Source organism: Adonisia turfae CCMR0081 (assembly GCF_011009555.1).
Classification (GTDB): Bacteria; Cyanobacteriota; Cyanobacteriia; order Phormidesmidales; family Phormidesmidaceae; genus Leptothoe; species Leptothoe turfae.
On sequence record NZ_QXHD01000004.1, the window covers coordinates 5,729,375 to 5,741,403 of the forward strand.

A 12,029-nucleotide genomic window follows, 5' to 3' on the forward strand; every position below is an offset into this window, starting at 1 on the left:
CAAATGCAAGCAGACGATACCTTCATCATCGAAACCCCCGGCGGCGGCGGCTATGGTGCCATTCCCACAGAGTATTAAAATAGCTTGCTCTGCATCAGGGGCTGCCGTGTACACACAAGTATTGGAAATTAGCGTTTACGGTTGTCTAACCCCCTCTAACTCCCCCTTACCAAGGGGGAGAACCGGAGCTTCCCCCCTTACCAAGGCAGGGCTGTTTCATTGTCTGGACAGAAAATCTGGAGGCATTGAAAGCTTATTTGAGGAAAGGCATGCTCTACATGAAGGTGGGCCAAACAACAATGCGATAACCTGATTAATCGACCCCGCCGTAACCCTTAAGTTAATGCCATTGAGGACAACCTAGTAGGCTGGGTCTTAGGGCGGCCTCCCGGCCCTAACCATGGGGGTTTGGGGAACTCGGAGGGACCCCAAGCAACCGGTTTTGGCTCCCTCCGATCATCTCTCGATTCAGTATGAACGAAGTAATAAGCCTTACAGATTTTCTCTGGTGAACACGAAACAACCCTGCCTTACCAAGGGGGGATTAAGGGGGGGAATGCAGGATTGTGAACTCCCTTTCGAGATGTGTGTACACCGTAGCTGTATCAGGGGGGATTAAAAACTAAGCTTATGGCGTTAAGAGGGTTCCTTAACAAACATAGTCATCAAATTAGGCCCCAGCAGATATTGATGTTGCACACATCGAAACCCCACCCGAGCACCCATGTGTTCTCGCACCTTCGAACCATAGAACTTAATCCCCCCTGGAGAAACTGGAATCTTCAACGTTTCCATTGATACCCGTGCAGCTGGATCAACCAAATAAAACCTGCCCCCCGGACGTAATACCCGATAAATTTCAGCAAACACCTGGTCTGGCGCAGCATAATGCAGAAAACTTAACGTGTTAAAAACCGCATCAAATTGTTTGTCAGCAAAACGCAGTGGGTTAGCATTACCCTGCACAAAAATTAAGCGAGGGCGATGGCGGTTCGTGCGACGTGCCTGACGTAGCATCTCAGGCGCAAAATCTAGACCCGTGCCCTGGAGGTCAGGATACTTAGCTGCTAAGCGATCCAACAAACGCCCGGTCCCACAGCCAAGGTCAAGCACATGGGAATGCTGCGGGAGGTCAACATAATCTAGCAGCCGCTGATGGGTGGCTTGATAAAATACTGACGGAAATAACAGGTCATACAGGGGTGCCCAGCGATCGAAGAGTTGCCTTTTGTTCGGTAAAGTCATCAGTTGACCAGGTCCTAGATCAATTATCAGAGATTCTAGCGAATTCCCCTAGAAATACGAGTTCACATCCTGGTTTCACATATTTAGAGTTGAGCGCTGAGCAACCCGCACCATGAGACTTGCTGTGATTGCAGCCAAAGCCTTCAGTAGCTTGCCAACGAAGTGCCTTATTTGGCGTCTATTTTTTGCGATCGCACGGCTAACAGAATAATGCTTTTCCAACGATTCCGGATAGTAAACCCATGCTTCATAAGAAGCTCACATTCTTGCTTTAGGATTAACGTGAAATTAGGAAATCTCCACATCTAAGCTGTTTTAAGGAGAAACGATGACTTCTTTTTTAGAAAAGGCCTGAGGCCATTGGCCCATTGAGTAGATATAGGGGAATAGCAGCTAACGCTGTTCTATTTTTATTTTTTGCTGCTGATCCTCAGTATGGAGTTTATCTGTCACATTTAGGCTGTTAGCCAGTTTTGCGATTCGATTCATCCTCTAAATCAGTAACAGCTTTTTTTCTACCCTCGCATCTCCCCCACCAGCGTTGGATAGTTATGCCAACTCTTGGGAAGTATTTAAACTATGACTAACCCAAAGCCATCCCCCAAATTTTCTCTCCTATTTGCACTCTGGGACTACCTTAATCAGCCCCTGTTTGAGCGCGATGTCCAATTCGTGTGGAATCCTCGTAAGTTCACCATATCCTACAGGTCTCAACTATTAGAACGCTGCTGGTCTAAAGACTATGAAACTGAAAAAAATCGCTATCGGCTAGAAGTTAACTGGCACAATACCGATCCTCAACCTAAGATGCCAGACACCGCTTCCAGTGAGTAAGATGGCTCTGCCAGATTTGAACCTATGGTCGTGATTAAGGTACTGAATGTCTGCCATCGGGTACTGGCCTGTCCTAATTTATTAAGAGTTGTGGATTACCGCTGCGGATGAGCAGGGCTTTACAGCAGTATCGGGGTAAAAGCTTATGCCCCAACCTCTTCAGCAATTATTCAGAACGGGTTGTCGTTGGATATGGCGACGAAATTTACGGGTGAAAATCAGTGTGGTGCTGTTGCTGATGGGGCTGGTTGTGCGGGGTGTCCCCTACTTGATGCCTATTCATGCGACGGATTTAGCCCAGGTGGATCAGGCAGTGGAGTTTCGCGATCGCAACTCTCTCCCCCTTGGCACCGTCCTTTCCCGCGACCAAGAGCACACCGCTGTTGTTCCCCTATCCCAAGTCTCCCCCCATTTTCAGCACGCTATTCTCGCCGCTGAAGACCGACGCTTTTATCACCATGGCCCTGTCGATCTACAGGCCTTAGCCCGCGCTAGTTTACAGGCCATTCGTACCCGCCGCATTGTCAGTGGCGCATCCACTGTGACCATGCAACTGGCTCGCATGGTAAACCCTGTCCCGCGCACATTTCTCGGAAAAGCCCAACAAATTTGGTACGCTTGGCGCTTGGCCGCAGGCATGACTAAGGATGAAATTCTTGCCGCCTACGTTAACCGACTCCCCATGGGGGGCAACATCTACGGCGTTGAAGCCGCTGCCCGTGTCTACTTTGGGCTGCCTGCCGCCGATCTAACAGTTGCCCAGGCAAGTTTGCTGGCCGCTTTACCCAATGCTCCGACAGCCCTTAACCCCTACACTAATTGGGATAATCTCAAACAGCGACAGCAGTATGTTCTCAATCAAATGGTGGCCGATGGCACACTAACTCAGGCTCAAGTCAAGCGCATTTATGTCCAACCCGTTACTGTCCAATCGATTGATCAGGGGCTTTTAGTTGCACCACACTTTCTCTTCTGGCTGGCCGCACAGCTCCCTACGGATCACCCTGCCCAAGTCCATACCAGTCTCGATCTGTCCCTTCAGCGTTTTGTCACCGCCCAGGTGCAACAGGCTGTTCAAGGGCTAGCTCTAAAAAATGTACGCCACGCCGCCGCCCTCGTGATCGAAAATGCCACAGGTGACGTTCTAGCCTATGTGGGTTCCCCAAACTACTTTTCTAGTCAACAGACCGGTCAAAACGACGGTGTTCAGGCTCTGCGTCAGCCAGGGTCCACCCTTAAACCCTTCCTCTATCAGCTGGCGTTAGAACAAGATATCATTCAGCCCAACACCATCTTGGCGGATGTGCCCACACACTATGCGATTCCTGGGGCTCAGCTCTATAGCCCCACCGACTTTAGTGAAACGTTTCAAGGTCCGGTGCGGGTGCGAGCTGCCCTGGGTAATTCTCTGAATATCCCAGCTGTGCGTATTCTGGAGAAGGTCGGTGTTGATAAGTTTCTGGAGCGGTTGCACCAGCTGGGTTTTACTCATCTGAATCAGTCTCCTGATCACTATGGTTTAGGCCTGGCCCTTGGCAGTGGAGAAGTGTCGTTGTGGGAGCTGGCACAGGCCTATTTAACCCTGGCTCATCAGGGTGATCCCAGTATTACTCTCTCTCCAATGCGAAGGGCAACTCATAATCAGCCTTCACCTATGAGTCACAGCCGATCGAATGTGTCCCCCTTACGAAGGAGGACCGACAGGGGGGTGATATCCAGCGCCATCGATCGAGACTCCGCCGCCTACGGCACCTTCCCTTCTAAAGGGGAGGAAGACCTCCTAACGTCTTCTCCCACATGGTCTCTTATCACTGATATTCTTTCTGACCCTCACGCACGTGCAACAGCCTTTGGTGTCGATTCTGTCCTCAACTTGCCCTTCCCATCGGCTGTGAAAACCGGCACATCCTCAGACTTTCGCGACACCTGGACAGTAGGTTTTACTTCTGACTACACCGTTGCCACCTGGGTCGGCAACTTTGATGGCACCCCCATGCAGGATGTTTCTGGTGTGATGGGGGCTGCTCCCCTGTGGCATCGAATTATGGTGCATCTCCATGAGACCCATGAACCTGAACGATTCCCTTCACCTGATGGCATGGTAAAACGACCTATCTGTACACTGACTGGCCAAAAACCCACATCCGACTGTGAAGCCATCGTCCAGGAGTATTTTGCCCTGGAGGATTTGGCAGATTATGAACAGAACACAACAGAATCAAACCAAACCAATGTGGCTGAAAACAGTGCAGAGTTAATAATTGTTTCGCCTAAAACAGGCAGTCAGTTTTTGCTATATCCAAATGCCCAAGACCAACGTCTGGAATTTAAGGTGGTTGATAACACGTCTCAGGAGTCTTCAACTATCGAGTGGCAGCTCAATGGTCAAACGTTAGAGTCTTCTGGCAAACCCTCTTTGTTTTGGTCGATGCAGCCAGGGCAGTGGCATTTAGATGTCCGTAGCGGCAGCCGGCGAGCCCAGGTGCAGTTTGATGTACTTTTAGCTGATGAACAACCTGTAAGATCTGGATTTTCTCTTCGGAAAAGTCAATAACGTTTTCTAACACAGATTCTATCCAGAATTAAGAATTGTAGGTATTTCCGTAATCTGTCAGGTCCCATTGGATATGACAAAGAAGTGTGGCCAGTGGTGGAGTCAATGTCAGAAAGGAAAAAGCTACGAAAGCTGTTGATCTACGGGCTGATCGGTTTTGTTCTGACATTACTGTTGGCCACCTGTAATCGTCCCAATGCTTTGCATACGCAAGATCAGAGTGTTCCCATTCCACCGCCCGAACCATTGCCAGCAGTGGCCGCACTCACCGACCCAGACCTGCCCGATTGGATTGAACAGATTAGCCCTACTGGAGAAGCTGAAACACTAGCCCAGATAAGGATTCGGTTTGCTGAGCCGTTGGTGGCAGTGGAGAGTTTGGAAAGTCAAGGGCGTAACGCTACCCTAGAAAAATTTGAAGTCTTCCCTCCTATCCCTGGTGAATTTCGCTTTCTCACCCCGCGTATGGTTGGTTTCCAGGCCGATCGCGCCATTCCCAAGGCCACCCGAGTGCGCGTCACCCTGAAAGCCGGTCTAAAAGATCTCTCCGACCATGAGCTAGACCAGGACCTTGCCTGGACCTTCACCACAGAGCCCATTAAAATCACTAACCTGCCTGGTATTGATAGCAGGCGAGGATCAGCCGAGGACCCCATTGATATAGAACCTGTCCTAGAGTTCAACTCTAGCGTCCAGCTTGATCTAGCTTCCCTAAAACAACACCTACAACTCTCGACTGAAGATCAAGAGACTGAAGGCCAAGCCAGTTCAATTCCAGTACGTGTAGTTGAGGCCGAATACGAGGATGAGTACCTGTCTGCTCGGGAAAAGTTTGGTACCTCGACACGTCCCTGGCAATACCATGTCACCCCCAATCGTCCCCTCAAAAAAGCCACTCAATACTTTCTCAGCATTTCACCTGGACTGCAGCCTGCAGGTGGAAATCTCCCCACTGAAAATAGTATTGATAGTCTGATTACCACCTACAGCCCCCTAGCCTTCGAGAAGTTAGAGATGGTAGGCGTAGGACAACCCGGTGGAGCTACTGGTCGATTTACCAATGGCCTGGCCCAGCTTGTATTTAATAATGGACTAGTGGCTGAAAGCGCTGCTGAACAAATCACCATCGATCCTCCCATTCAAGCAGGCACTCGCCTACTCCGAGCCTACGATAATGACACGTATGTCAGCCTCAATCCCTGGTCGTTGGAGCCTCAAACCACCTACACCATTACCCTTGGAGCTGATTTAAAAGACCGCTTTGGCCAAAGCCTGGGTAGTCCGGTGACGGTGGACTATACCCCCAGTGATTTAACCGGTGACATCTGGGCTCCCACTGGGCTCAACATTTTCCCAGCCAACCAAGATTTGCAGCTCAACATATCGGCAGTGAATCTGCCAGACAACGCCTATAAAGCTACCTATAAGATTGTTCAACCAACGGATTTAGTCAAAACTGACACGGCCTATCCCCGGGGTAACAACACGAGTCTGTTGCCAGACCGCAGCACCTGGTCCTCATTTTCTGTCGCCGCTGAGAAGAATACCTTTGCTGATATTCCCGTGCCCCTACGAGAACAGCTGGGGGGCAACACCGGCATGTTGGCCTATGGCGTTACGGCCCGCGCCAGCACCTATAATCGCAACGGCACTCAACGCTGGCATGAACCCAACTATTACGGACTGGTACAGCTCACCAACCTGGGTGTCTTTGCCCAGTGGTTCCCAGACTCAGGCCAGGTGCGGGTACACCATTTAGCAGATGGCTCAGTCGTCCAGCAGGTCCCCATCTCGATCTATCGCGCCTACACCTACGAAGGCAATCCTCCAGCTGGTACCCCCCAGCCCTGTGCCACAGGTAACACTGACAACACCGGCACCCTGAAATTAAATGCCCAAGCTCTCAAATCCTGTATGAATGGAGCTGAGACGTTTGATGACCCGCCAGAACTCCTCGTGATTGCCCGTGAAAATAATGACTGGGCATTTGCCCGCACCACACCCTATACCGGCAGTTCTCGCTACGGTATTTATGCAGGTTGGGAAGGGAGTCAGCCCATTTCCCGTGGAAACGTCTTTTCTGACCGTTTTCTTTATCAGCCCGGAGAAATCGCTTGGCTGACTGGCAATGCCTACTATCTACAGAAGGGCAGCCTGCGTCAAGACAAAAACAGACCTTATACCATCACCCTACAAGGGCCTGAGGGTGAGAGAATTGACCTGGGTACCCAAACAACCAATGACTTTGGCACCTTTTCTGTGAAATGGGATATCAGTGCCGATCAGCCTTTGGGCTACTACTCCGTTTTGGCCGCTGCTGACAATGGTGTAGAACTGCTGGGAAATTTACGAGTAGCCGAGTTTAAGCCGCCTAACTTTAAGGTTGCCATGGGCCTTGATCAAGCAACAGCAGCGGCAGGCGATAGTCTTTCAACCAGTGTAGAAAGCAGCTATCTATTTGGAGCACCGGTACAGGGACGTGAGATCAATTACTATGTCACTCGTCAGCCAACGACGTTTATTCCAGAGGGTTGGGACGACTTCTCCTTTGGTCGTCGGTGGTACTGGCCAGAGGAACGCCCCATTGTTTCCAGCGATGTATTAGAGACTAGCAAAACCCTGGATGACCAGGGGCAAAGTCAGCTTTCCGTAGAGATTACTGACGATTTGCCCTACCCCATGACCTATCGCTTAGATGCCGAGGTGGTGGATGTTTCCAATCTTTCAGTTGCTGATACAAAAGAGGTGACGGTGCTGCCAGAGGAACGGTTGATCGGTTTGCAGAGTGATTTTGTAGCCGATGCTGGAGAGCCCTTCGATGTGGAGGTGATTGTTACCGATGCTGCGGGGCAAGCTCAGTCTGGTCAGTCGGTACAGTTGGCGCTAGAGCGGATGAATTATAGCAGCGTCACTGAGGTGATTGAGGGCAGTGTTAACCCCAACTATCAGGTGGAATATGAGCTAGTAGATGAGGTAACGGTTCGTTCTGGTAATACGACTAAAACAGTGCAGCTGACAGCCCAAGAAGCAGGACCTTACCGCATTCAGGCCACGTTGGGTGATGAGCGCTCTGCTACGGATACCCGGATTTGGGTGTCTGGTGCTAACCCTGTTTACTGGGGCAGCCGCTATAACAATAATCGGCTAGAGGTGCAGCTGGACAAAGACAGCTACGTCCCTGGAGAAACAGCCACGGCGATGATCCAATCGCCCTATGACGCAGGCGAACTGTATTTTGCCGTAGTCCGCCAAAACACCCTCTATGAAGAAGTGGTTTCCGTTAGCGGTGGCGCACCCCAGGTGCAATTCACCGTTACCCCAGACATGTTGCCTAATGCAGCCGTGGAAGTCGTTCTTGTTCGCCAGGGAGAGCGGTTGGAAACTGTCGAAGTTAATAATCTGGAGAATCTAACCAGCATTGGCTTTGCCCCATTTCAAGTAGATCTGGCGTCTCGTTATCTAAAGCCAGAAGTGACACCCACTGAATCCGAGATTCGTCCGGCTGCCGAGCAAACACTCAATCTCACCCTTAAGGATGATCAAGAGCAGCCTGTGTCAGGTCAGTTTACAGTGATGGTAGTAGATGAAGCCGTCCTCCAGCTTAGTGGCCATCGTCCACCGGATTTAGTGGAGACGGTGTATGCCGAACAGTCCATTTCCACCCGCTTTGCGGATAACCGTTCGGATGTGGTGTTACGACCGCTGAGTTCTCCCCTAGAAAAAGGCTGGGGCTATGGCGGCGGATTCTCGGCAGGCGGTGAGAGTACCCGCATTCGCAAAGACTTTCAGGCGCTGGCCTACTATAACGGCTCGGTGCTCACAGATGACCAGGGCCAGGCGGAGGTTAGCTTTACCCTACCCGACAATCTCACCACCTGGCGGGTAATGGTGGTGGCCACCGATGGTAACCTGCACTTTGGCAATGGCGATGCCACCTTTGTGGCCACTCAGCCCTTAATTACTGCACCGATTTTGCCCCAATTTGCTCGGCCTGGCGATCGCATAATGGCTGGCTTGTCGGTGACTAATACCACAGACCAGCGGGGTCGGTTAAAAATCCAGGGAGATGCGGCTGACGGCCTGAGCTTTGCTGATGAAGAGTCAACGACAAGCCTTGAAGAACGTGGTAAAAAAGGCACCCAGGCCTATCGCTTCCCTATAGAAGTAACCACAGCGGGAGAAGCGCAGATACAATTTCAGACCCAGCTAGGCGATGAGGCCGACGGCTTCCAACTGCCGTTAACTGTCAAGCCGTTGACGATTAATGAACAGGTGGTAGATGCAGGATCGACTACGGACCCGGTCACCATTCCCGTGAATGTGGACAAAGATGTGGTGTCGGATGTGGGTGGCTTAGATGTCTCTCTCTCTAGCACCCTGCTAACGGATATCAAAGCACCGGTGCAACAAATGGAGTGGGTAGAGTCGTTACCGAATCTTTCCACGGCAGCCAGTCAGCTGAGTATTGCGGCTAATTTACAAATTCTCAGCCAGCAATATGGTCAGGTGCTGGATGGATTTGATCCACAAGCAAAAGCCAATCAGGCACTGCAGCGCATAAAGATATTACAGCGTCCCGACGGTGGCTTTTCCAGCTGGCCAGGCGGTGAACAGTCTGATCCCTTTGTCACACCCTATGCCGCTAGATCCTTGGCCCAGGCCAAAGCCGCTGGATTCTCGGTGGATGGAGCCTTGATGAGCCAGCTCCAGAAGTATCTATCCGAGCTGCTAAAAAATCCAGGGCAGGTGGACTGGTGTTCATCGCCCCCATGCAAGAGCCAGGTGCGTTTAGAAGTGCTGTTAGCATTGTCGGATCTAGGCGATGTGCGACAAGATTTTTTGTCATACCTATACGACAATCGCGACGAGTTTGACTGGGTTGGCCAAATTAAGCTAGCGCGTTATCTGTCTCAGTTGGACAATTGGCAAACGGAAGCTGATACCCTGGCCAATCAGGTTCAGGAATCGGTTTACGAAACAGCCCGCAGTGCTACGGTGAACCTGCCCGATGGGTGGGGTTGGTGCCACTCCCCTGTGAGGGCCCAGGCTGAAATCTTGAATCTGTTTGTAGCAAGAGAGGGCAGTCCTGAACTGTTGGGACGACTGGTAGAAGGCCTACTAGCCCTGCGGCGGGAAGGCAGCTGGGGATTCCCTTACAACAATGCTCAAGCCCTCGGTGCGCTAGTGACCTATGCTCGACGCTTGCCTGAGCCGCCTAATTTTGAGGCAACGATCCAGTTGGCCAGTAAGCAATTGGCTCAACAACAGTTCCAAGGCTACCAGCAGCCGAGTTTAGACATCTCTATTCCCATGGCAGAACTGCCTGAGGGTAAGTCAGATTTAGTCCTTAACAAAGCTGGCGACGGAGAACTGCACTATCTCACTGCCTATCGCTATCGGCTAAAAGGTAATGCTCCGGGGCGTTTGCAAGGCTTGCGAGTCACCCGCACAGTGCGTCCAGCAAACGAGTCCGATGTGCTTTATCAAATGGGCCTGAGTCCGGTGAAAAAGAACCTTTCGCTGGATGTGGGTCAGGTATTTGATGTTGGCCTGGAAATTATCAGTGACCATCCTGTAAACCATGTGGTGATTACCGATCCGCTGCCCGCAGGTCTAGAGCCCATTGACACGTCATTCCAGACAAGTACAGCTTACTTCCAGCCGCAGCAGGATAGTTGGGCCATTGGCTATCAACAGTTGGGTCGCGATCGCATCCTTGCCTACGCTGACTACCTCGACACAGGTGTCTACACCCTGCATTATCTTGTCCGTTCAGTCACACCCGGCACTTTCCTCTGGCCTGGCTCAGAGGTACAGCTGGAATATGCCCCCGAAGAATTTGGTCGGGCTGCCACCACCACCTTAGAGCTACAGTCAGCAAGAGAATAGATGATCCTGGAATGTTGAAAACTAAAGTTTTCTCCTATGAACAAGGTTTATAGGCTTATTTCTTAAGCCATGCCTGGGTTCGTTGTTGTAACCCTCTCGTTAGCAACCAATAAATTCCCTTAACCCCTAAGCTTGTCAACACAATTAACACTGACATCGCTGCCGCCGCAGACACATCTCCCGCATCATCCATATTGACAATGGCCACAGATGCTAATGGTAGTTTGGGTGGATAGAGAAAGATCACCGCCGATACCGTCACCATGGCATTGATGAAATAATAGATCCCAATTTCCAGAATCGCCGGTAAACACATGGGGACCGTTACCCGCCAGAAGGTTTTATAAAACGGGACTGACAGAGAGGCCGATACTGCCTCAAATTCTGGATCAAGTTGTTTTAGAGCTGTGCTGGCAGTCAAGAAACAAACTGTCGAAAAGTGGATAATCGTACACAGGACTAAAATTCCCATGGTGCTGTATAGTCCATTGAGTGGATTTAGCAGGGCATAGCCAGTAAAGGGAATACTGATGGTGCGCTGGTTAAAGAAGAACACATAGGCCAGACCCAAAACGAGTCCTGGTAATGCTAAGGGTATTGTCGAGAGAAAGTAAGTTACATTCCGTAGCCATTTCATGCCCCTACCTTTTTCAACTAAGTAGGCAATGGTAAACACCAAAGCAGTTCCCAAGACTGCTGTGTAAAACGACATCCGAATACTGTTCCAATAAGCTCTATAGCCACCGCCACCGACACGACTAAAGTCATAGTTTCGCAAACTTAGACTAAAGTCATAGGGCCATACTTTAACCAGGGAAGCAAAGATAATGGTGCCAAACACAATGATGGCCGCTGAGGCAATCAGGGTACAGCAGGCAAACATCATCCAGTCCAAAACTGGCTGTGGTTTGGGCTGTAATGGAACGGCTTTAGCGCTAACTAACGCTGTTTGCCGACGCTGAATCATGCGGTCAAGCACAAAGGCCAGCACGGCAGGCACCAGCAGGAACACACTGATGGTGGCACCCATGGAGAAGTTTTGTTGGCCAATCACCTGCTTATAAATATCGGTGGCCAGAACATTAAAATCCCCACCAACAACCTTAGGCACTCCGAAATCCGTAAAGGCAAGAATAAAACAGACAAAAATGGAGCTAATTAAGCCAAATTTAACCCCTGGCAAGGTAACCGTAAAAAAGGTACGAATAGGAGATGTGCGCAGAGCTTGAGCTGCTTCATACAGACGAGCATCTGTCAGACTGAGAGCCGTGGTCAAGATCACCACTGCCTGAGGAAAACAGTAGAAAAATTCCCCCATCACAATACCTGTGGGGCCATACAAATTAATGTCCCAACCTACTTGAGTGACTAATCCCTGATTTCCAAATAGGTAAATCAGGCCAATCGCATGGGCTAGAGGGGGAATGTAAAGGGGTAACAGACTCAATAGTCGAAAGACACCTTTACCAGGCATGGCGGTACGGGTCAGGGCATAGGCATATACAAA

At 50.5% G+C, this 12,029-nt stretch carries 5 protein-coding genes; 3 read left to right on the forward strand and 2 right to left on the reverse strand.

Going from position 1 to position 12,029, the window contains the following annotated elements:
* Nucleotides 1-636: 636 nt before the first annotated feature.
* Nucleotides 637-1,245, reverse strand: a complete 609-nt coding sequence (locus DXZ20_RS28340; RefSeq protein WP_163702476.1) for a class I SAM-dependent methyltransferase — start codon at nucleotides 1,243-1,245, stop codon at nucleotides 637-639.
* A 579-nt stretch (nucleotides 1,246-1,824) separates the two neighbouring features.
* Between DXZ20_RS28340 and DXZ20_RS28345 the strand changes: the two genes are divergently transcribed.
* The 3 genes from DXZ20_RS28345 to DXZ20_RS28355 all read left to right on the forward strand — a co-directional run bounded on the left by DXZ20_RS28345 (nucleotide 1,825) and on the right by DXZ20_RS28355 (nucleotide 10,522).
* Complete coding sequence (locus tag DXZ20_RS28345; protein ID WP_163664899.1) at nucleotides 1,825-2,079, forward strand: hypothetical protein; 255 nt, start codon at nucleotides 1,825-1,827, stop codon at nucleotides 2,077-2,079.
* A gap of 145 nt (nucleotides 2,080-2,224) precedes the next feature.
* Nucleotides 2,225-4,633, forward strand: coding sequence for a penicillin-binding protein 1C (pbpC, locus tag DXZ20_RS28350; protein ID WP_163702478.1), 2,409 nt, complete (start codon nucleotides 2,225-2,227; stop codon nucleotides 4,631-4,633).
* 105 nt (nucleotides 4,634-4,738) lie between these two features.
* Nucleotides 4,739-10,522 (forward strand): alpha-2-macroglobulin family protein, encoded by a 5,784-nt coding sequence (locus tag DXZ20_RS28355; protein WP_163702480.1) that lies wholly within the window; start codon nucleotides 4,739-4,741, stop codon nucleotides 10,520-10,522.
* A gap of 55 nt (nucleotides 10,523-10,577) precedes the next feature.
* On the opposite strand, the gene DXZ20_RS28360 is transcribed toward DXZ20_RS28355, so the two are convergent.
* On the reverse strand, nucleotides 10,578-12,029 hold a 1,452-nt coding region (locus DXZ20_RS28360; RefSeq protein ID WP_163703641.1), incomplete at its 5' end, for a putative 2-aminoethylphosphonate ABC transporter permease subunit.

Coding starts and splice junctions, on each gene's coding strand:
- DXZ20_RS28340 (WP_163702476.1), bottom strand. CDS start 1,245: ATGACTTTACCGAACAAAAGGCAACTCTTCGATCGCTGGGCACCCCTG.
- DXZ20_RS28345 (WP_163664899.1), top strand. CDS start 1,825: ATGACTAACCCAAAGCCATCCCCCAAATTTTCTCTCCTATTTGCACTC.
- pbpC (WP_163702478.1), top strand. CDS start 2,225: ATGCCCCAACCTCTTCAGCAATTATTCAGAACGGGTTGTCGTTGGATA.
- DXZ20_RS28355 (WP_163702480.1), top strand. CDS start 4,739: ATGTCAGAAAGGAAAAAGCTACGAAAGCTGTTGATCTACGGGCTGATC.